This is a genomic window from Sneathiella sp. D3-11 (genome assembly GCF_055809395.1).
Map to the genome: position 1 here is coordinate 1,781,650 of NZ_CM147911.1, position 17,829 is coordinate 1,799,478.

General features: G+C 53.6%; 21 protein-coding genes. 8 read left to right on the top strand and 13 right to left on the bottom strand.

What is annotated here, in order from left to right; all coding sequences use genetic code 11:
- Positions 1–31 precede the first annotated feature (31 nt).
- Complete coding sequence (hrcA, locus tag AC0L73_RS09165; protein WP_227948556.1) at positions 32–1,060, top strand: heat-inducible transcriptional repressor HrcA; 1,029 nt, start codon at positions 32–34, stop codon at positions 1,058–1,060.
- Positions 1,061–1,072: 12 nt separating this feature from the next.
- Positions 1,073–1,720 carry a nucleotide exchange factor GrpE gene (gene grpE, locus AC0L73_RS09170; protein ID WP_227948554.1) on the top strand — a complete coding sequence of 216 codons (648 nt, stop codon included), beginning with the start codon at positions 1,073–1,075 and terminating at the stop codon, positions 1,718–1,720.
- A 15-nt stretch (positions 1,721–1,735) separates the two neighbouring features.
- Here the strand turns inward: grpE and rarD are convergent, their stop codons facing one another.
- Positions 1,736–2,695 carry an EamA family transporter RarD gene (gene rarD, locus AC0L73_RS09175; RefSeq protein WP_227948552.1) on the bottom strand — a complete coding sequence of 320 codons (960 nt, stop codon included), beginning with the start codon at positions 2,693–2,695 and terminating at the stop codon, positions 1,736–1,738.
- Between the two features lie 281 nt (positions 2,696–2,976).
- Here rarD and dnaK point away from each other — a divergent pair, with 281 nt between their 5' ends.
- The 3 genes from dnaK to dapB all read left to right on the top strand — a co-directional run bounded on the left by dnaK (position 2,977) and on the right by dapB (position 7,016).
- Positions 2,977–4,896, top strand: a complete 1,920-nt coding sequence (dnaK, locus tag AC0L73_RS09180) for a molecular chaperone DnaK (RefSeq protein WP_227948549.1) — start codon at positions 2,977–2,979, stop codon at positions 4,894–4,896.
- Between the two features lie 101 nt (positions 4,897–4,997).
- Positions 4,998–6,122, top strand: a complete 1,125-nt coding sequence (gene dnaJ, locus AC0L73_RS09185) for a molecular chaperone DnaJ (protein ID WP_227948547.1) — start codon at positions 4,998–5,000, stop codon at positions 6,120–6,122.
- A 90-nt stretch (positions 6,123–6,212) separates the two neighbouring features.
- Positions 6,213–7,016 carry a 4-hydroxy-tetrahydrodipicolinate reductase gene (gene dapB / locus AC0L73_RS09190; protein ID WP_473655433.1) on the top strand — a complete coding sequence of 268 codons (804 nt, stop codon included), beginning with the start codon at positions 6,213–6,215 and terminating at the stop codon, positions 7,014–7,016.
- On the opposite strand, the gene AC0L73_RS09195 is transcribed toward dapB, so the two are convergent.
- On the bottom strand, positions 6,980–7,516 hold the full coding sequence (locus AC0L73_RS09195; RefSeq protein ID WP_227948543.1) for a DUF2244 domain-containing protein: 537 nt from the start codon (positions 7,514–7,516) through the stop codon (positions 6,980–6,982). The genes dapB and AC0L73_RS09195 overlap by 37 nt on opposite strands.
- A 58-nt stretch (positions 7,517–7,574) precedes the next feature.
- Here AC0L73_RS09195 and nth point away from each other — a divergent pair, with 58 nt between their 5' ends.
- Positions 7,575–8,210, top strand: a complete 636-nt coding sequence (gene nth, locus AC0L73_RS09200; RefSeq protein ID WP_227948541.1) for an endonuclease III — start codon at positions 7,575–7,577, stop codon at positions 8,208–8,210.
- 24 nt (positions 8,211–8,234) lie between these two features.
- Here the strand turns inward: nth and AC0L73_RS09205 are convergent, their stop codons facing one another.
- From AC0L73_RS09205 to AC0L73_RS09220, 4 genes are all read right to left on the bottom strand, one after another.
- Positions 8,235–8,735 (bottom strand): hypothetical protein, encoded by a 501-nt coding sequence (locus AC0L73_RS09205; RefSeq protein ID WP_473655376.1) that lies wholly within the window; start codon positions 8,733–8,735, stop codon positions 8,235–8,237.
- Positions 8,735–9,421, bottom strand: coding sequence for an EI24 domain-containing protein (locus tag AC0L73_RS09210; RefSeq protein WP_227948536.1), 687 nt, complete (start codon positions 9,419–9,421; stop codon positions 8,735–8,737). The genes AC0L73_RS09205 and AC0L73_RS09210 overlap by 1 nt, the downstream gene beginning before the upstream one ends.
- Before the next feature lie 79 nt (positions 9,422–9,500).
- Positions 9,501–10,760, bottom strand: coding sequence for an amidase (locus AC0L73_RS09215; RefSeq protein ID WP_473655377.1), 1,260 nt, complete (start codon positions 10,758–10,760; stop codon positions 9,501–9,503).
- Entirely contained in the window at positions 10,726–10,923 is a 198-nt protein-coding gene (locus tag AC0L73_RS09220) for a hypothetical protein (protein ID WP_473655378.1), read from the bottom strand. The genes AC0L73_RS09215 and AC0L73_RS09220 overlap by 35 nt, the downstream gene beginning before the upstream one ends.
- Positions 10,924–11,021: 98 nt before the next feature.
- Here AC0L73_RS09220 and AC0L73_RS09225 point away from each other — a divergent pair, with 98 nt between their 5' ends.
- Positions 11,022–12,020: an adenosine kinase gene (locus tag AC0L73_RS09225; RefSeq protein ID WP_227948533.1), complete on the top strand. Its 999-nt coding sequence runs from the start codon at positions 11,022–11,024 to the stop codon at positions 12,018–12,020.
- 17 nt (positions 12,021–12,037) lie between these two features.
- Positions 12,038–13,756: an adenylate/guanylate cyclase domain-containing protein gene (locus AC0L73_RS09230; RefSeq protein ID WP_227948532.1), complete on the top strand. Its 1,719-nt coding sequence runs from the start codon at positions 12,038–12,040 to the stop codon at positions 13,754–13,756.
- On the opposite strand, the gene AC0L73_RS09235 is transcribed toward AC0L73_RS09230, so the two are convergent.
- The 7 genes from AC0L73_RS09235 to hisB are packed head-to-tail and all read right to left on the bottom strand — an operon-like array spanning position 13,757 to position 17,808.
- Positions 13,757–14,134 (bottom strand): histidine triad nucleotide-binding protein, encoded by a 378-nt coding sequence (locus tag AC0L73_RS09235; protein WP_227948531.1) that lies wholly within the window; start codon positions 14,132–14,134, stop codon positions 13,757–13,759. It lies immediately after the preceding gene.
- Entirely contained in the window at positions 14,124–14,477 is a 354-nt protein-coding gene (locus tag AC0L73_RS09240; RefSeq protein ID WP_227948529.1) for a phosphoribosyl-ATP diphosphatase, read from the bottom strand. The genes AC0L73_RS09235 and AC0L73_RS09240 overlap by 11 nt, the downstream gene beginning before the upstream one ends.
- Positions 14,474–15,247: an imidazole glycerol phosphate synthase subunit HisF gene (gene hisF / locus AC0L73_RS09245; RefSeq protein ID WP_473655379.1), complete on the bottom strand. Its 774-nt coding sequence runs from the start codon at positions 15,245–15,247 to the stop codon at positions 14,474–14,476. Before hisF ends, AC0L73_RS09240 begins: the two co-directional genes overlap by 4 nt.
- Positions 15,240–15,974, bottom strand: coding sequence for a 1-(5-phosphoribosyl)-5-[(5-phosphoribosylamino)methylideneamino]imidazole-4-carboxamide isomerase (gene hisA / locus AC0L73_RS09250; protein WP_227948870.1), 735 nt, complete (start codon positions 15,972–15,974; stop codon positions 15,240–15,242). Before hisA ends, hisF begins: the two co-directional genes overlap by 8 nt.
- Positions 15,952–16,524, bottom strand: coding sequence for a GNAT family N-acetyltransferase (locus tag AC0L73_RS09255; RefSeq protein WP_227948525.1), 573 nt, complete (start codon positions 16,522–16,524; stop codon positions 15,952–15,954). The genes hisA and AC0L73_RS09255 overlap by 23 nt, the downstream gene beginning before the upstream one ends.
- 1 nt (position 16,525) lies before the next feature.
- Complete coding sequence (hisH, locus tag AC0L73_RS09260) at positions 16,526–17,167, bottom strand: imidazole glycerol phosphate synthase subunit HisH (RefSeq protein WP_227948522.1); 642 nt, start codon at positions 17,165–17,167, stop codon at positions 16,526–16,528.
- Between the two features lie 41 nt (positions 17,168–17,208).
- Positions 17,209–17,808, bottom strand: a complete 600-nt coding sequence (gene hisB, locus AC0L73_RS09265) for an imidazoleglycerol-phosphate dehydratase HisB (RefSeq protein WP_473655380.1) — start codon at positions 17,806–17,808, stop codon at positions 17,209–17,211.
- Positions 17,809–17,829 lie beyond the last annotated feature (21 nt).

Sequence of the window (17,829 nt, forward strand, 5' to 3'; positions counted from 1 at the left end):
AAGGGATTAGACGTTTCATGACGAAATCGACATGACAATACAGGAACTTAACGACCGTAGCCGAGATGTCTTCCGGCATATAGTGGAAACTTATATGCAAACCGGGGAGCCCGTCGGCTCACGCACACTGTCACGGATCAGCGAGCTGGACCTCTCCCCGGCCTCGATCCGCAACGTGATGGCGGATCTCGCCGATGCGGGCCTTCTTTATTCCCCTCATACCTCGGCTGGGCGCCTGCCGACACAACAAGGCCTCAGGCTTTTCGTCGATGGCATTCTGGAGATTGGCAACCTGACCGAGGCAGAACGGTCTGATATCAAGGCCCGCTGTGCGGTTGATGGACGAAACATGGAGGAAATGCTCACCGAAGCCTCCTCTATGCTGTCTGGCCTGTCCAACTGCGCATCGCTGGTGATTGCCCCTAAAAGTGATAGCTCAATCAAACAGATAGAGTTTGTGCGGCTTGGAGTTGACCGGGCACTCGTGATTATTGTGACTGCAAATGGCATGGTCGAGAACCGGACCATTGAACTGCCGCCGGGTCTTACCGATTCAGGGCTGCGAGAGGCGGCCAATTACCTCAATGCAAAACTTTCCGGTCGAAGCTTGCAGGCAACCAAACAGGAAATTCAGCGTGAACTCGACAATCATCAGGCGCAACTTGATGAATTAACACAGGATTTGATCGCCCATGATATTGCGAGCTGGGGAGGTGGGGAGACGCTCATTGTTCGGGGTCACGCCAACCTACTTCAGAATGTGCAGGCCCTTGAAGATCTTGAAAAAATCAAGGACCTGTTCGATACACTGGAAGTCAAGAAAGAGCGGATAAAGCTGCTGGAACTGGCTGAGCAGGGAAGCGGCGTGAAAATTTTTATTGGGTCGGAGAATAATCTTTTCTCGCTTTCAGGCACATCAATGATTATTTCTCCTTACCAGAACAGTCAGGAACAGATCGTTGGCGCCATTGGAGTCATTGGTCCCTCGCGTTTAAACTATGCGCGTATCGTTCCGATGGTAGATTATACCGCAAAGGTAATCGGTAAATTGCTGGATTAGGAAGCAGACAGAATGAACGAACAGAAGCAGCCCCCCCTGAACGATCAGGAGGAGAGTGAAAAGATGAAAAACGAAGCACAAGCAGCGGCAGACGCCTCGGCACAGGGCGCGGAAGACGCAAGCCCCGAAACCGGTATGCACGAAGAAGCAGGCGAAGTTGATATCATCGCCGAGAAAGATGCTGAAATAGCCGATTTAAAAGACAAATTGCTCCGGGCAATGGCGGATGTCGAGAATATGCGCCGCCGAGCAGAGCGTGAAAAACAGGATGCCCACACATATGCGGTAACAAAATTCGCCCGTGATATTCTGGGGGTTGCCGATAACCTCCGGCGCGCAATTGAAAGCATTCCTGATAGCGCTCGCGAGAATCCGGATGTGAAGAATGTATTGCCCGGCATTGAAATGACAGAATCAGAGCTTCTCAACACGCTGGAAAAACACCAAATCCGGAGAATCGATCCCAAAGGCGAAAAATTCGATCCGAACCTGCACCAGGCAATGTATGAGATTGAAGACCCTTCCGTGCCATCGGGAACCATCCTTCAGGTGACACAGGCTGGCTTCGTAATTGCTGACCGACTCCTGCGTCCGGCCATGGTCGGGGTGTCAAAGGGCGGCCAGAAACGCACCGACGCCCATGTCGATGAGAAGGTGTAGCCGAGAAGTTACACCTTATTGTGCCGCGGGGCGACGCCGCCCCCGGTAGCCATCCACACTGTAAATAATCAATCCAAGCCAGATCAGTGCAAAGGCAAACAGCCGCGACTGATCGAACGGTTCATTGTAAAGATATATCGCGATAAAAACATGCATGGTCGGCGAGAGATACTGCAATATGCCGATCGTTGTGAATTTCAGGTATTTTGCCGCAGTCGTGAAAAGAATAAGCGGTGTTGCCGTCACCACGCCTGTCCCGATCAGCAACAGTAAAGTGTTCGTATCAAACAGAAACCCTGTTGGCGTTTCCGTTGAGGTCGCGGGATCCGCAGTAAACGTCAAATAAAGCAGAAACCCGAGCGCCACTGGAAACAACAAGGTTGTTTCGACAACCAGTCCAACGGCGCTGTCCGCACCGGCCTTCTTGCGAAGCAGGGCATAAAACCCGAAGGAAAATGCGAGAACAAGGGCAATCCAAGGCAGATAGCCAACCTGTATCGTCAGGATGGTTACCGCCGCGACAGCACATAAAATAGACACCGTCTGCCATTTATTGACCCGCTCACCCAGAAAAATCATGCCAAGCACGATATTAACCAGAGGATTAATATAATAACCGAGACTTCCTTCCAAAATGCGATCGTTGGATATAGCCCAGACGAAAGTCAACCAGTTACCCCCAATAAGCACTGTGGTCAGCACAAAGACGTAAAGCCGGCGCGGATCCCGGTAGATTTCCAAAAGCTGGCCGATTTTGCGGGTTGATGCAATTAGCAACAGAACCAGCACCGAAGACCAGATGATACGATGGGAAATAATCTCTATCGGCGAAACATGCGAGAGCCATTTAAAATACACCGGCGACCAGCCCCAGACGAGGAAGGCGCCAAACGCACTCAATAGTCCGCGGGTTTCATCCGGCGAAAATAAGCTGGAGGCAGCGCGATTGCCGCGGCTGGGTGGTTCGGACGTCACACGGATTCCCTGTTATGATCTTTGATTATATCTTCTATTGCTCGTATCAGAGCCCGGTGACAAGGTAAAGTGAGGATTAAGCATGGCAGACATACCGCCATTTTGGGCCGCTTCGACTTTTCGCAAATTTAACTTTATGTCCATGCACGGCCACTCCGGCCCTTGCACTGAATTTGTTTCGAACTTATATACACGGCAACAGACTTACACGTTTTAAATCCTGGGGATCACTATGGTGCATAAGTTGGCTATTTTGATCTGCCAATATTAAAGAGGATATGATGGCTAAAGTAATCGGAATTGACTTGGGAACGACCAACTCCTGCATCGCCGTTATGGATGGCAAGAATGCAAAGGTCATTGAGAATTCAGAAGGCGCGCGGACGACTCCATCAATGGTCGCCTTTACGGAAGACGGCGAAAAGCTCGTCGGACAATCCGCCAAGCGTCAGGCGGTGACAAACCCGCAAGATACCTTCTTCGCGATCAAGCGGCTTATCGGTCGCCGGTTCGACGATAAAACTACTCAAAAAGATAAAGCGATGGTCCCTTACGAGATCGTCAAGGCCGACAATGGCGACGCCTGGGTTGAATCCCGCGGCGAGAAATACTCCCCAAGCCAGATTTCAGCCTTCATTCTTCAGAAAATGAAGGAAACAGCAGAAAGCTATCTTGGTGAAACCGTTAGTCAGGCCGTAATTACGGTTCCTGCCTATTTCAACGACGCGCAGCGTCAGGCAACCAAGGATGCAGGCAAGATCGCCGGCCTTGAAGTCCTGCGTATTATCAACGAGCCAACAGCCGCGGCCCTTGCATACGGCATGGACAAAGCGAACCAGACCGTTGCGGTTTATGACCTGGGTGGTGGTACGTTTGACGTATCCATCCTTGAGATCGGTGATGGCGTCTTTGAAGTGCGCTCCACAAATGGAGATACTTTCCTCGGTGGTGAAGACTTCGACCTGAAACTGGTCGACTATCTCGCCGATGAGTTCAAGAAGGAGCAGGGCATTGACCTGCGCTCTGACAAGATGGCATTGCAGCGCCTGAAGGAAGCCGCCGAAAAAGCGAAGATTGAGCTGTCATCCTCCCAGTCAACGGAAATTAACCTGCCCTTTATCACGGCGGATGCCTCCGGCCCGAAGCATATGCAGCTCAAACTGACCCGGTCACAGTTCGAACGTCTAGTCGAAGATCTGGTCAAGCGCACGCTCGCTCCCTGTGAGAAAGCGCTGAAAGACGCTGGAATGCAAAAAGGCGAAATCGACGAAGTCATTCTCGTTGGCGGCATGAGCCGTATGCCGCAGGTTATCGAAACCGTTAAAAACTTCTTTGGTCGCGAACCCCACAAGGGCGTGAACCCAGACGAAGTGGTCGCTATTGGTGCCGCCATTCAGGCAGGCGTTCTACAGGGTGACGTGAAAGACGTTCTGCTGCTCGACGTGACACCGCTTTCCCTCGGTATCGAAACGCTGGGAGGTGTCTTTACCCGTCTCATCGACCGGAATACAACGATCCCGACGAAGAAGAGCCAGACTTTCTCAACTGCCGAAGACAACCAGCAGGCCGTGACCATCCGGGTGTTCCAGGGTGAGCGCGAGATGGCGGCCGACAACAAGTTGCTTGGCAACTTCGACCTGACCGAGATCCCGTCGGCACCGCGTGGTGTGCCTCAGATCGAGGTGACCTTCGATATTGATGCGAACGGTATCGTCAATGTTTCGGCGAAAGACAAGGGCACGGGTCGGGAACAGAAGATCCAGATTCAAGCCTCCAGTGGTTTGAGCGAATCTGATATCGACCAAATGGTCAAGGACGCCGAAGAGCATGCCGCCGAAGACAAGGCCCGCAAGGAAAAAGTCGAAGTCTTGAACCAGGCCGATAGCCTTGTTCACGCGACGGAGAAAACCCTTGAAGAGGCCGGTGATAAAGTAGGCGACGACGTCAAGGCGCCGATCCAAACTGCACTCGAAGAGCTGAAAGAAGCCAAGGAAGCCGACGACGTCGAGGCCATCAAGGCCAAGATGGAAGCGTTACAGGCAGCGTCGATGAAGCTCGGTGAAGCACTCTATGCTCAATCGCAAGAGGGTGGAGAGACGGGCGAAGCGAGTGCCGAAGGCCAGGAACAAGGCGAAGCCTCCGATGATGATGTCGTCGACGCTGACTTCGAAGAGGTCGACGAAGATAAAAAAGACAAATAAGGATTTATTAGAGGAAAACCGCTAAAATCCTGTCTTCCAAACATACCGCCTCGGTCCCAAAAATCCGGATCGAGGCGGCATTCGTTAAGTGATTGATACTAATGGCCAAACGCGATTATTACGAAATACTTGAGGTGGAAAGCAATGCTGACGCCACTGTGATAAAATCCGCCTATCGCAAGAAGGCGATGCAATATCATCCGGACCGCAACCCCGGTGATAGCAGTGCAGAAGCCGCCTTCAAGGAAGTCAATGAAGCCTACGAAATTTTAAAAGATCCGCAAAAGCGCAGTGCCTACGACCAATATGGTCATGCCGCCTTTGAAAATGGTGGCGGCCCCGGTGGCGCTCAGGGCTTTGGCGGCGGGTTCAGCGATATTTTCGAAGACCTGTTCGGCGATTTTATGGGCGGCCAGCAAAGTGGCCGCAGCCGCGCCCCACGTGGATCTGACCTGCGCTATAACCTCGAAATCTCCCTTGAAGATGCCTATCACGGCAAAAAAATGGAACTGAAAATCCCGACAACCGCACCTTGTGAAAGCTGTGACGGGTCGGGCGCGGAAGCTGGATCAGAACCGGCAGCCTGCGATACCTGTCAGGGAATGGGCAAAATCCGTGCGCAGCAAGGCTTCTTCACCATAGAGCGGACCTGCCCAACCTGTCAGGGGCAAGGGCAGGTTATCAAGAACCCTTGTAAAACTTGCCATGGACAGGGCCGAGTGAACAAGGAAAAAACCCTTTCAGTCAATATTCCGGCCGGCGTCGATGACGGCAACCGCATTCGCCTCTCCGGCGAGGGCGAGGCGGGCATGCGTGGCGGACCGCCCGGCGATCTTTATATTTTTCTGACTGTCGCGGATCATCGGATTTTCCAGCGCGATGGTCAGAACATACATTGCCGTGTTCCCATTCCACTCACAACCGCGGCGCTGGGTGGCGATATTGAGGTCCCAACTCTGGAGGGCGCGCGCGCAAAGGTCAGCATTACCGCAGGCACCCAGTCAGGGCGCAAGTTCCGGCTGCGCAGCAAGGGCATGCCGATCATGAATTCCCATAGCCATGGCGATATGTATATCCACACGATCGTGGAAACGCCGGTCAATCTAAGCAAACGCCAAAAGGAGTTGTTGAAGGAATTCGAGGCAGAGGGCAAGGGTGCCCATAGCCCTGAATCCGAAGGCTTCTTTTCCCGCGTTAAGGATTTCCTTGCCGACCTGAAAGACTAGCGAACCTCTACTTCAATACCATCTCGCCACAATCGTCCGACTGTGCTACATCCTGTGGCGCGATAAAAAGGGTATTGTGACATGAGCGATTTGAAAATTGGTATTGTTGGCGCGGCAGGCCGTATGGGCCGGATGCTGGTGAAACAGGTGAGCGAAACCGCAGGTTGCGAGATTTGCGGCGGGACAGAACCTGCAGGTTCCCCAGACATTGGCAAGGATGTCCATGCTCTCGCCGGGTTGGAACCCTCCGGCATTCTGATTGCTGAGAACACAGAAAATCTTTTTGGTGAAGCCGATGCGGTGATTGATTTTACTGCGCCCGCCGCCTCTGTCGCGCATGCGAAACTCGCCGCAAAGAGCGGTAAAATCCTTGTCATCGGAACAACAGGCCTCAGCAATGAACAGCAGGCGGAAATTACCGCTTGTGGTGACAGTGCCGTGATTGTTCAGGGTGCGAATATGAGCCTCGGTGTCAATCTACTCGCCCAGCTCACGCGGAAAGTCGCCGCCATATTGGATGATGAGTTTGACGTCGAGATCCTTGAGATGCACCATCATCACAAAGTCGACGCTCCGTCGGGAACAGCCTTGCTGCTCGGAAAGGCCGCCGCCGCCGGACGCGGCGTCCAGCATAACAATGTAGCTGATCGCGGCCGGGACGGTATCACCGGCGCTCGCAAGCGCGGCGACATCGGTTATGCGGTGTTGCGCGGTGGAAATGTCGTGGGCGATCATACGGTGATCTTCGCCGCCGAGAATGAACGGATCGAGTTGACCCACAAAGCAGGAGATCGTTCCATCTTTGCCCGTGGTGCCGTGCGTGCGGCGCTCTGGGCGAAAGACAAACCAGCTGGAAATTACGATATGATGGACGTGCTCGGGCTCGGCGACTGAAGAACGCCGCCCTTGCGGTACGTATCAAGAGCTGTCGCGATCAGCCCCTGAACTTCGATCTTCTCATCCTCACCGAGGAAATTGCCAATCTCGTAGGATTTGCCCCGGTTCGTCACACATAGCTGCCCCCGCTCGATCATCGTCCGCGACCAATAGGCATCGAACGCCTCTATTTTCTCTGCACCATCGGGCGCAATGCGCGTAATAGTGAACAGGTCCTTGTGAATTTTTATCGTCTCATAGCGCCGGGCCGCACGAAAATTGAGCCGGAAAGCGTAATAGATCAATAGCGCGTCTAGTCCAAAAAAACCAAAAACCGGCCAAGCGCCCATTGATAGGAACAACAGCCCGGAAACGAAGCTGATAAGGGCGACACTACTCATCAGGATAACAAAGCCAGATTGCGACAGACTGCGGTTCGGATGAAGCGACATAAAGAAAGACCCTTCCGCGCCAGTCTGCGCGTCATCTTCTTCCATTCTGTCATCCACTGTCGGCATCGCTCAATCCTCCAGATTGATTATTGCGCATAAATTCCACCTATGCCAATAACATAGGATGAAAAAAGCCGATATCCGCGAATTTTTTCGCCGCCTTGAAGAAAATAATCCCGAACCGGAAGGGGAGTTGAATTATGTCAACTCCTTCACATTGCTTGTCGCGGTGGTCCTCTCGGCGCAGGCGACGGATGTCGGGGTGAACAAGGCGACAGGGCCACTGTTTGCCATTGCCGACACGCCAGAGAAAATTCTTGACCTCGGCGAGGATACGCTGCGCGATTATATCAAGACCATCGGGCTTTATAAAACCAAGGCGAAGAACGTCATCAAGCTCTGTGAGGCTTTGATACGCGATCACAACAGCGAAGTACCCCAGACTCGTGAAGAACTTGAAAAACTGGCAGGCGTTGGCCGGAAAACGGCGAATGTCGTACTCAATATTGCCTTTGGACAGCCGACAATCGCCGTAGATACCCATCTTTTCCGGCTTGGCAATCGCACAGGTCTTGCGCCCGGCAAAACTCCGCTGGAAGTCGAGAAAAAACTCGAAAAAGCAATCCCGAAAGAATATCTCCGCCATGCGCATCACTGGCTGATCCTGCATGGACGATATATCTGCAAGGCGCGCAAACCCGAATGCTATCGTTGCATCGTCGCTGATCTTTGCGCGTACAAGGGAAAAACAGTCGCGTAAAGCCTCGGCCGGCCCAATGTGCCGTCAGGACGCCTTTTTCGCAACAAAGGTCTCTTCCGCACCAACGGCCTTGAGGTGATCGTTGAAGCATTGCTTACGATCCATGTCAGAAAAATTTTCAATGCTGCGCCCATTGATGGCAATATGCCGGACGACAAGCGCCTCCCCGGAGGTTCCCGGATAGAAAAATAAATGCAGTGCACAACCCTGCGCAAGATACTGCCAGACTTCCGCCGGACTATCTTGCCTCAGCAGGTTGGGATCGCCGAACGCATTTTTTATCTCCGTTGACGTTTTGCCGATTACAACGGCTGGCTCCAGCAATATGCGGGGCTTAATCGCGGCAACGACCGGCGGTTTGAGGGCCGGCTTAGGAACGACGGATTTCGACGTGGATTTTTGCGGCGCGAATATTGCCGCGGCTTTCTTTGGCTTCTCAGTCTCAGGCTGAGAGGCCGTCGGGCTTTGTGCACAAGCTGACAGGCCAAACAAAAGCACCGCACAAATCGCCGTGAACCTTTTCATCAGGTAACAAGCTCGCGGCTTTTAGGCACGCTTCCCGCCCGCTTCTTATAGAGATGGACCATGGCCGCCGTCGCAATGATCGGTGCGATCAGATTGAGAATCGGAATGGTCAGTGAGAAAGCGATGACAATTCCCATTAAATAAAGCTCCGATGCGTTGGTCTTGCGCAGGCGAGTTACTTCCTCCACGTCGTGATGACGGATCGCTACCATCTGGAAATATTCGCGAGAGATCAGGTAGCCATTCAGCAGGTAATAAACGAATAGGTTGATGACCGGGATGAAATAAAGCGGCAATACAATAATATTACAGACAATGACCAATGCCAGAAATTTAACCGCATCCCAGATGCTCGAAAGGACCGGGACATCATGGGCGGGCTCATCATCGGGATAGTGCTTCTTCTCCACCGCGTCGGAGATGTCGTCGAGAAACAGGCCGATCAGGGCACTGATCACCAGCGGAAACAGAAAAAATCCACCGAGCAGAAATCCGAGGCCCGCAAGAAAACTGATCGCCGTGTTGATCCAGCCATATTCAAATTCGGGAACAAGGGAGAAAGCCTCCGTTGCTCCAAAGCCGACAAGAATGAAAATACCGGCGGTCAGTGCCAGCGCCCTCAAAAGAACTGACCGGAATGCCTTATCGTCGAGCTGCGCGATGGCCTTACTGATTGCAGAAAACAAAATACGCCCTTTTCAGTCTAACGAACCAAGTCCCGGATTATGTATGTATTTCCCGGCCCATGTGCAAGATTTTAACGCCCTACGCCGGTGTAATTGGGTTGATCGGCACCCGCGACGCATAATCGTGATCCCGCTCAAACACATAGGCCGCCTGCAGGACACGGTCCTCGCGTGCATTCGGTCCCATGATTTGAAGGCCCACAGGAAGGCCACTTTTCGTATATCCGCAGGGGATTGATATGACCGGGCAGTTGGTCACTGTCAACATGGACGGGAGCGCCAGCCACGACATATAATTGTCGAATTTGACCCCGTTCACTTCCTCAATATAGCGCAGCTTATGGGGAAAAGCCGGGACGATAGACGTTGGTGTAAGCAGGAAGTCATACTCAGAGAAAAAGGCAACAACCCGCTGATAAAGATTGCCCTGCGCCCGCTGCGCCGCACCAATGTCGTCAGCATTTAGCTTTGCGCCCTTCTCGATATTCCAGATAACCTCAGGCTTCAGCTTCTCGCGATGCTCCGAAAGGAGGGGCGCGTGGTTGGCGATAAAGATTTGAGCCCGCAGGGTCTGGAAAATCTCCTCCGCATCGTGCAGGTCGGGACAGGCTTCTTCCACCCCGCGGCAATAGCGCGCAAAATCCTCCGCTGCTCTGGCACAGATATCGGCAACTTCTGGATCGACGGGGCATTGGCCCAGATCTGGACTATAAGCAATACGGCCAAACTTCGGGATATCCTTCAGGCTATCCACGTAAGTCGTCTCTGGCGCAGGCAAACTGCTCGGATCAAGAATATGCGAGCCCGCCATCACATCGAGGAACAGCGCCGCGTCTGGCACATTGCGGGCCATCGGCCCCTCCACCGGATAGGTCGAGAACGGCAAACCCAACGGGCCATGGGCGATCCGCTTTGGCGACGGACGCAACCCCACAATACCGGTGAAACTCGCCGGTGTCCGAAGGCTACCGCCCAAATCACTCCCTTGCGCAAGCCAGACCTGCCCGGCCGCGAGTGCCGACGCGGCACCGCCAGAGGATCCCCCCGGCGTCCGTTCCGTGTTCCAGGGGTTGGTTGTGGTGCCAAATACCTCATTAAAGGTCTGACCGCCCGCGCCAAATTCCGGCGTGTTCGACTTGCCGACAACGATACCACCTCTTTCCTCCAGACGCTCCACCATGACATCAGAAAAATCAGCAACCCTGTCCGCGAAAATGGGTGAGCCGGAGGTGAAACGAACATCTTTAACCGGAGTCAGGTCTTTGATTGCGATGGGAAGCCCGTGCAAATGTAGATCAGGCCGCTCAGACGGGTTTTCCTTTTCCAGCTCTGGCCGCATGCGCACGTGCGCGATCAAAACAGAGCGTCGGCATGGCGTTGACGGCATCATCGGTTTCCTTGATCCGTGCCTCGGACGTATCAAGAAGTTCCCGCGGCGAGACTTTTCCGTCTTTCAGGAGGCCAACAACCTCCGTTGCCGTCATTTTTACCAAATCCGTCATCTGTTTCCTCCTAAATCGCAATGCGACGCAAAGCGTTCTTGCCCCTTTGGTTCGAGCGACTATACTCCCCCGATGCCAGAGTAACGAGCGGGAATATTATGACGAAGCGGATGTTTGACACAACCTGTATTGGCAATGCCATTGTCGATGTTATCAGTAAAACCGATGACGCCTTTCTGGAGGCGGAAAATCTTGTAAAAAATTCGATGAACCTTATCGATATGGTCCGCGCAGAGGAACTCTATGCGAAGATGAAATCGGCAATCGAGATGTCCGGTGGATCGGCAGGAAATACAGCAGCGGGCATTGCCTCACTTGGCGGTGCATGTGCCTATGTCGGGAAGGTCCGTAATGATCAGCTCGGTGATATTTTCACCCATGATATCCACGCCGCCGGCGTCACGTTCGAAACCGAACAATCGTCAAATGGCGCAGCAACCGCACGCAGCCTCATCCTAGTAACGCCGGATGCGCACCGAACGATGAACACTTATCTCGGCGCCTGTATCGAGCTTGGGCCGAACGATATCGACCCGGAGATTATCGCCGCCTCGAAAGTGACCTATATGGAAGGGTATCTGTGGGATCCGGAAAATGGCAAACAGGCTTTTCGTAAAGCAGCTGAAATTGCTCACGCGGCGGGCCAGCAAGTCTCCCTCACTCTGTCCGACAGCTTCTGCGTTGATCGCTACCGCGCGGAGTTTCAGGAATTTATCGAAGGCGGCGTCGATATTCTCTTTGCAAATGAAGATGAAATAAAATCCCTTTATGAGACGGATGATTTCGATGCCGCGCTGGGCGCCGTGCGCGAACAGGTGGAAATCGCCTGTCTGACACGGAGTGAAAAAGGCTCAATCATCGTCAAAGGGTCGGAGGTTCATACAATTCCCGCCGACAAGGACATTGAAGTTGTTGATACCACGGGCGCAGGTGATCTGTTCGCCGCCGGTTTTCTTTACGGCTACACCAATGGACATGATCTCGCCACAAGCGGGCGGATCGGCTCAATGGCGGCAGCGGAGATCATTAGCCATTACGGCGCCCGTCCGACAGCGGATTTGAAGGAATTGCTTCAGAAAAAACTCGCGGCCGCATAAATGCAAGGGCATAGCGGATGACATTGCCAAAGGGCCTGAAACGACAAACAGCAACGTTAAGGATGGCCCTTCGGCCGGACCGGCTCAGGCTGGTAAGCGGCCTTGTGCTAATGATCTTTCTGGCAGGTCATCTTATTAATCACGCGCTGGGCCTCATTTCCCTGAACGCGATGGAGATGGGCCGGGACATTTTTCTTAGCTTCTGGCGGAGCATACCCGGTACAATCCTGTTGTTGGGCGCCATAATCCTTCATATCGCACTGGTGTTTTACAAGCTACTTCGTCATCGCTCCTACCGCCGCCTTGCGGGCAAGGATGTCTTACAAATCATCCTCGGACTTTTAATTCCGCCACTTGTTCTTCTGCATATCATCGGCACCCGCGTCGCCCATGAGGTTTACGGCGTCGACGATAGCTATAGCTATGTGCTGTTCAGCTTGTGGGTCGCGACTCCGATTCAGGCGCTGCTGCAAAGTCTTGGGCTCGTGATTGCCTGGCTGCATGGCTGTATGGGCATTCATTTCTGGCTTCGGCTCAAGCCATGGTACGACAAGACATTTCCCCTCCTCTATAGCCTTGCTCTGATCTTGCCGATTGTCTCTTTGAGCGGGTTTATTAATGGCGCGAATGAATTGGAAAGACTGAATGCTGATGCCGTCTGGCGGGAAACCTTTTTCGCGCGCCTCGATTTACCGCCAGACCTTATCGGCTGGGCTTATTCGACCCGGGATATCGGTTTTCAGGTTATGTTCGCGGCGCTTGGCCTGCTCATCCTAAGCCGGATCTACTGGACAATCCGCTACCGTCGACGCAAGGTAAACGCCATTAGCTATCCGGATGAGAAGACCGTTCTCGCAACGCCAGGCCTGTCTATTCTAGAGGCAAGCCAACTTGGCAGTATTCCCCATGCCTCGGTTTGCGGCGGTCGGGGCCGCTGCTCCACCTGCCGCGTCCGAATTTTGAAGGGATGGGATAAATTGAACCCGCCGAGTGACAAGGAAACAGCCGTTCTACGTCGCGTCGGCGCCCCGCTGGGGACTCGCCTCGCCTGTCAGAGTATTCCCTCTGGAGACGTGTCGGTCATTCCGCTTCTACCGGCGACTGCCACCGTGCGTCAGGCCTTTAATCAACCTGCCTATCTGCAAGGGCAGGAGAAGGAAATCGCAATCCTGTTCGCAGATTTACGTGCCTTCACCAAATTTTCCGAGCAAAAACTACCCTATGACGTGGTGTTCGTGATCAACCAGTATTTTCGGCATATGGGTGAGGCGATCGAGGCAAATGGCGGTCATCTCGATAAATTCATTGGGGATGGCGTCATGGCGCTGTTTGGCTTGAACGAAAATAGCAAAACCGCCAGCCGCATGGCCTTGAACGCCGCCCGGTCAATGTCTAAAGAGCTTGAAATAATGAACGAGAATCTCAAATCAGATCTACCGGTACCGCTTAGAATCGGCATCGGAATCCATGTCGGGCAAGTAATCGTCGGTCAGATGGGGTATGGCATTGCTACCTCTATCACCGCCATCGGCGATCCGGTCAATACGGCAAGCCGTCTCGAATCATTGACAAAGGAATATTCCAGCCAGCTTATTTTTTCGGACAAGGTGGCAAATCTCGTGGCGGAGGATTTCTCGGAGCTAGCCCATGAAAGCACTGAAATCCGCGGGCGGGTTGAACCACTCGGCATCTATATTGTTGAAGACGCCCAGCGCCTTCCCTACTTCACGGTCTGATCAGTCGCCCGACATTCCTTCAGTCATGCCAGCCTCACCCAGTGGCTTGCCAGACATGATATGAATATGGAAATGCGGTACCAGCTGGCCGGAATTCTTGCCCGTATTGGCGACCAATCGATAGCCATCCTCACGCAGGCCAAGCTGATGCGTAATCTCGACAACCTTGGCAAAGAAATTGCTGACCTCCTCCGGTGAGCCATTGATCACGAAATCATCCATATCGATATAAGGGCGCTTCGGGATCACCAGAACATGGATTGGCGTTCTGGGCGCGATATCGTTGAACGCGAGAATGCTTTCATCCTCATAAACAGTGGTATTGGGAAGTTCGCCTCTCAGTATTTTGGCAAATATATTGTCGTTATCATACGCCATTTTTCTTCTCTCCGTCGGTTTTTCGCGCCGCCTTCTCTGCCAGGCCGGACTGGCCTTCACGCGCCTCTAATTTGGCATAGATATCGGCCGGGTCAACATCCGCATTCGCCCAAAGAACGGATAAATGATAGAGGAGATCCGCGCTCTCCGAAATAATTTCATCACGATCCTCAAGTGCCGCCGCGATGGCAAGCTCAACGGCCTCTTCCCCCACCTTCTGGGCGATCTTAGCGCTGCCCTTCGTGTAGAGCTTGGCAGTATAAGAGCTTGTCGGATCACTTCCTTTGCGCGCCGCCACAGTTGCATACAGTCTGTCCAGGCCGGATAGTTCTTCATTACTCATGCCGCGTCCTCTTCCAGGCGAACCGCGATGCCGGCATCCCGCATCGCCTCTTTCGCCTCTCTGATCGTGAATTCACCAAAATGAAAAATCGACGCCGCAAGAACTGCCATCGCATGGCCATCACGAATACCTTCCGCCAGATGATCGAGAGTACCCACACCACCTGATGCAATGACGGGTATGGGTATGGCATCGGCTACTGCACGCGTGAGCGGAATATTAAAGCCCGAGCGCGTGCCATCACGATCCATGGAGGTGAGCAGAATTTCACCCGCGCCATAGTCCGTCATCTGTTTGGCCCATGCCACAGCATCAATACCCGTCGGCTCCCGTCCGCCATGAGTAAAAATCTCAAACTTGTCGGGTCCGGTCTGCTTGGCGTCAATGGCGACAACGATGCATTGGCTGCCGAACTGCTCCGCCGCCTCGCGCACAAATTCAGGGCGCTTGACCGCCGCACTATTGATCGACACCTTGTCCGCTCCCGCCAACAGGAGTTTGCGCACATCCTCTACTTGCCGCACGCCACCGCCGACAGTGAGCGGCATAAAGCAATGCTCCGCCGTCCGCCGCACCACATCATAAATCGTTTCACGGTTGTCCGATGTGGCGGTGATGTCGAGGAAACAAAGCTCATCCGCTCCTTGTGCGTCATAAACCTGCGCCTGCTCAACGGGATCACCTGCGTCAATCAGATCGACAAAATTCACGCCCTTGACGACACGGCCATCCTTCACATCAAGGCAGGGTATGACGCGAGCTTTAAGCATTTTCACGCCTCACAAGCTCCAGCGCCGCGGCAGGGTCAATCCGTCCGTCATAAAGCGCTCGGCCGATGATAACTCCTTCGATCCCACTTTCTTTCACGGCGAGAAGTTTCTCAATATCGACGATGGAGGCCACACCGCCGGACGCAATTACCGGAATGGAAATCGCCGCGGCAAGATCGCGCGTTGCCTCAACATTCACACCCTGAAGCGCGCCATCGCGATCAATGTCGGTATAGATAATAGCCTCAACGCCTACATCCTCAAATTTGCAGGCGAGATCAAGGGCGGAGGTTTCGCTTGTCTCCGCCCAACCTTCCACGGCGACCATGCCTCCCCGCGCATCAATCCCGACAGCGATATGACCCGGAAATTCCTTGCAGGCTGCCTTCACCAGCCCCGGATCCCGCAGCGCGACAGTGCCGAGAATTACCCGGCTCAATCCTTTGCCAAGCCACATCTCAATAGTCGCAAGATCACGAATGCCGCCACCCAACTGCGCTGGCACATCGGTAACAGCTAGAATTTTCTCAACAGCCGCCGCATTGACCGGCTTACCCTCAAATGCCCCATTCAGATCAACAAGATGCAGGCGTTCGAAGCCCGCTTTCTTGAACGCGAGCGCTTGATCCGCCGGGTCGGTATTGAAGACCGTCGCCGCGTCCATTTCGCCGCGAAGTAGGCGGACGCAGTTGCCATCCTTCAGGTCAATTGCCGGATAGAGGTTCATCACGCTTTAGCTCCGCCAGTTCTTTTTTATAGTAAAATCCATCGACATACCGCTCCCCATTCCAGGCATAGTTTGTCTTGGATGCCCATTTCTCATAGCCATTCGCCTCAAGGAGGGCAATGGCCGCCGTCTGGGTTTCGCGCACATCCACTTCCAGGATCTTGATGCCCTGCTCCTTTGCGCTGTTTTCAATTACAGCGAGAAGGCCGATGGCAAGCCCATAGCCGCGCGCATAGGGCGCGATGAAGAAGGTGGCCACCTGTCCGATATGGGCGCCCGCCTCGTTATTGGAAAAGGGCTTCAAAAGCTGGCCGGAACCGACGATGCGTCCTTCAAAACGGGCGCAGTAAAGCTCCCGTACCGGTACCATCAACACGCCTTTCCAGAAATTCTCCTGCACGGCGCGGCGCGGCGGCGTCAGCCAGCCAAACCCGTTTCCGTCAAGAATAGCCTCCTCCGCCGCTTCGCAAAGATCGTCCATATCAGCCTGATCGAGTTCCTTGATCGCTTCGATCACTGGCTGCTGGATATGCCTGGTCCTATCCACCATGTTAAGGGTTCCACCGTAAAAAATTTGCAATGAGCCGAAGGCCCGTCTCCTGGCTTTTCTCAGGATGAAACTGTGTGCCAATCATATTATCCCGGCCGACAATCGCCGTGACCGGCCCCCCATAATCGACGGTTGCCAGAATATGGTCCGGGTCATGTGCTGCGAGGTGATAGCTATGTACGAAATAGACATGCTGACCACTTGCAATCCCGTCAAAGAGCGGATGGGCTGCCTGAACCTGTAGCTCGTTCCAGCCCATATGCGGAATTTTCAGGCCCGGATCATCGGGCGCTAGATTTACGACATCCCCGCCGATCCAGCCAAGCCCCTCCGTCGTGCCATGCTCTATTCCCTGGCTCGCCATCAGCTGCATCCCCACGCAGATACCGAAAAACGGGCGTCCCTTTTCAATGACAGCCTCCTGCAAAGCGTCCGCCATGCCATCAAGGGCAAGGAGACCGTTCTTGCAAGCGCGAAAAGCCCCTACACCAGGCAAGACAATCCGGTCGGCGGCAGCAACTTCATTCGCATCACTCGTGACATTGATCTTTATGGATAGATTGCTTTCACGGCAGGCACGCTCAAATGCCTTCGCAGCCGAGCGCAGGTTCCCCGAGCCATAATCAATGATTACTGTTTCCATATCCGGTACAATTTCTCCCGCGCGTGCGCGGTGGTTCGAAGCTAGAGGCTGCCGCCCAGTACTCCCTTGGTGGAGGGGACAGCATCGGCGCGACGCGGATCAATTTCTATGGCATCACGCAAGGACCGCGCCAACGCCTTAAAGCAGCTTTCCACGATATGATGATTATTGGTGCCATAGAGATTTTCAACATGCAGCGTGATCCCGGCAGCCTGCGCAAACGCCTGAAACCATTCCTTGAAAAGTTCCGTATCCATCTCTCCAAGCTTGTCACGGCTGAATTCCACCTTCCAGATCAGATAAGGTCGGTTGGAAATGTCAAGCGCCACCCGCGTCAATGTCTCATCCATCGGGATATGTGCTTCGGCATAGCGGCGAATGCCTTTTAAATCACCGAGAGCCGCCGCAAAGGCCTCCCCGATGGCAATGCCGCTATCCTCCGTTGTATGGTGAAAATCGATATGCAAATCGCCATCCGCGCGCACTTTTAGGTCCATCAGGCTGTGGCGAGAAAGCTGTTCCAGCATATGATCGAGAAAACCGATACCTGTCTTGACATCATACACTCCCGTACCGTCAAGATTGAGTTCAACCTCAATGCTGGTTTCCTTCGTTTTCCGCTTAACCGTTCCTACGCGCATGAATTTTCCTTTCAGCCAGGC

Coding starts and splice junctions, on each gene's coding strand:
- hrcA (WP_227948556.1), top strand. CDS start 32: ATGACAATACAGGAACTTAACGACCGTAGCCGAGATGTCTTCCGGCAT.
- grpE (WP_227948554.1), top strand. CDS start 1,073: ATGAACGAACAGAAGCAGCCCCCCCTGAACGATCAGGAGGAGAGTGAA.
- dnaK (WP_227948549.1), top strand. CDS start 2,977: ATGGCTAAAGTAATCGGAATTGACTTGGGAACGACCAACTCCTGCATC.
- dnaJ (WP_227948547.1), top strand. CDS start 4,998: ATGGCCAAACGCGATTATTACGAAATACTTGAGGTGGAAAGCAATGCT.
- AC0L73_RS09195 (WP_227948543.1), bottom strand. CDS start 7,516: ATGCCGACAGTGGATGACAGAATGGAAGAAGATGACGCGCAGACTGGC.
- nth (WP_227948541.1), top strand. CDS start 7,575: ATGAAAAAAGCCGATATCCGCGAATTTTTTCGCCGCCTTGAAGAAAAT.
- AC0L73_RS09205 (WP_473655376.1), bottom strand. CDS start 8,735: ATGAAAAGGTTCACGGCGATTTGTGCGGTGCTTTTGTTTGGCCTGTCA.
- AC0L73_RS09215 (WP_473655377.1), bottom strand. CDS start 10,760: ATGCGGCCAGAGCTGGAAAAGGAAAACCCGTCTGAGCGGCCTGATCTA.
- AC0L73_RS09220 (WP_473655378.1), bottom strand. CDS start 10,923: ATGACGGATTTGGTAAAAATGACGGCAACGGAGGTTGTTGGCCTCCTG.
- AC0L73_RS09225 (WP_227948533.1), top strand. CDS start 11,022: ATGACGAAGCGGATGTTTGACACAACCTGTATTGGCAATGCCATTGTC.
- AC0L73_RS09230 (WP_227948532.1), top strand. CDS start 12,038: ATGACATTGCCAAAGGGCCTGAAACGACAAACAGCAACGTTAAGGATG.
- AC0L73_RS09235 (WP_227948531.1), bottom strand. CDS start 14,134: ATGGCGTATGATAACGACAATATATTTGCCAAAATACTGAGAGGCGAA.
- AC0L73_RS09240 (WP_227948529.1), bottom strand. CDS start 14,477: ATGAGTAATGAAGAACTATCCGGCCTGGACAGACTGTATGCAACTGTG.
- hisF (WP_473655379.1), bottom strand. CDS start 15,247: ATGCTTAAAGCTCGCGTCATACCCTGCCTTGATGTGAAGGATGGCCGT.
- hisA (WP_227948870.1), bottom strand. CDS start 15,974: ATGAACCTCTATCCGGCAATTGACCTGAAGGATGGCAACTGCGTCCGC.
- AC0L73_RS09255 (WP_227948525.1), bottom strand. CDS start 16,524: ATGGTGGATAGGACCAGGCATATCCAGCAGCCAGTGATCGAAGCGATC.
- hisH (WP_227948522.1), bottom strand. CDS start 17,167: ATGGAAACAGTAATCATTGATTATGGCTCGGGGAACCTGCGCTCGGCT.
- hisB (WP_473655380.1), bottom strand. CDS start 17,808: ATGCGCGTAGGAACGGTTAAGCGGAAAACGAAGGAAACCAGCATTGAG.